The organism is Paenibacillus oryzisoli, from assembly GCF_001653565.1.
GTDB lineage: Bacteria > Bacillota > Bacilli > Paenibacillales > NBRC-103111 > Paenibacillus_E > Paenibacillus_E oryzisoli.
This window is the reverse complement of sequence record NZ_LYPB01000016.1, coordinates 1-1518: the sequence shown is the minus strand read 5'-3', so window position 1 is coordinate 1518 and position 1518 is coordinate 1. Positions and strand designations below refer to the sequence as shown.

The window sequence follows — 1518 nt, the reverse complement described above, 5'->3', positions numbered from 1 at the left end:
TTTTTTTTCTAGCCGTAAAGAGACGCTCTATAAGTTTAAAAGCGAAGTGAGTCGTCTGCAGGAAGGGAGTCCGAGGGGCTCATAGTACCAAAGAACCGAAGGACAACATAACCTTTGGGAGGGAAGGAGCCCTGCTTTGTTTATGCTTTTTAAGGAGGTACGAGTGAGTGAATGCCGATCGGCTAACGACACCCAAGGAAAAAGTTCAACAACTCCAAGAAAAGCTAGGTCATGCAGCCAAGGAGAACAAGAAGCGCAAATTCCACGCATTGTACGACAAGGTTCACAGATGGGATGTTCTATGCGAAGCATGGAAAAGAGTACGTGCGAACAAAGGCGCGGCTGGCATTGATGCTATTACTCTTGCGGACATCGAAGAGCAAGGCGAGAATTCTTTCATCAAGGAATGTCAGCGTGAACTGCAAGAAGGCACATACCATCCCGATCCAGTGAGAAGACATTACATTTCTAAAAAGGATGGTAAACAAAGACCGCTCGGAATTCCGACGGTTCGAGACAGAGTCGTACAAATGGCAACAAAACTAGTGATTGAACCCATCTTTGAAGCAGATTTTCATGAAACATCCTTCGGATTCCGCCCGAAAAGGGGTGCTAAAGGTGCATTAGAACGTATCCGAAAAGCCTGCAACCGCAAAGGGAATTGGGTAGTCGACGTCGATATTCAAGGCTACTTCGATAACATTAACCAAGAAAAACTAATGAAACTGGTGCAAATGCGCATCAATGACAGGCGAGTACTGAAGTTAATTAAGAAGTGGTTACAAGCGGGAGTTATGGAAGAAGGAGCAGTAAGACGTTCAGACCTAGGCACACCTCAAGGTGGCGTCATCTCGCCGTTACTGGCGAATATCTATTTAAACTACTTTGACCAAAAGTGGGAGAAACATGGGAACGGTGTAGGTGAGCTAACACGATATGCGGACGATATGGTTGTCGTCTGCAAAACAAAGAAAGAAGCAGATCATGCGTACAAGCTCATTTGTACGATCATGGAGCGACTAGAACTTACCTTACATCCAACCAAAACTCGCATTGTGGGATTGTGGACAGGAGAAGAAGGATTCGACTTTTTGGGCATGCACCACCGAAAAACAAAAGCAGAAACATCCCAAGGTAACGTGTATTTTACCACACAACAGTGGCTAACCAAAAAGGCGGAAGAACGCATACGAGAAGTGGTCAAAGGAAGGCTTGCACCACCAAGCTCACGTTCACGATCTTTAGAAGAACAGGTAGAATGGCTCAATCCTAAAATTCAAGGGTGGAGAAACTACTATTACACGAACTACAGCCAGCGGAGATTAGCGAAGCTGGACTGGTATATTCTGCAGAGGTTGACTCGATGGTACGCTAAGAAAAGACAACGTAGAAATTGGATGGGCTCATTTCAAGAAGTTAAGTATATTGCCAAACAAATTGGACTTAAAACGTTATTGTAAATTCCGAATGCTCATGAATGACGAACATCGGAAAGCCGTATGAGGGAAAACCTCACGT

1 protein-coding gene is annotated in these 1518 nt (G+C 44.7%); it reads left to right on the top strand.

The features are described 5' to 3' along the window. Nucleotides 1-167 precede the first annotated feature (167 nt). Entirely contained in the window at nt 168-1460 is a 1293-nt protein-coding gene (ltrA, locus tag A8708_RS00105; RefSeq protein ID WP_068661513.1) for a group II intron reverse transcriptase/maturase, read from the top strand. Nucleotides 1461-1518 lie beyond the last annotated feature (58 nt).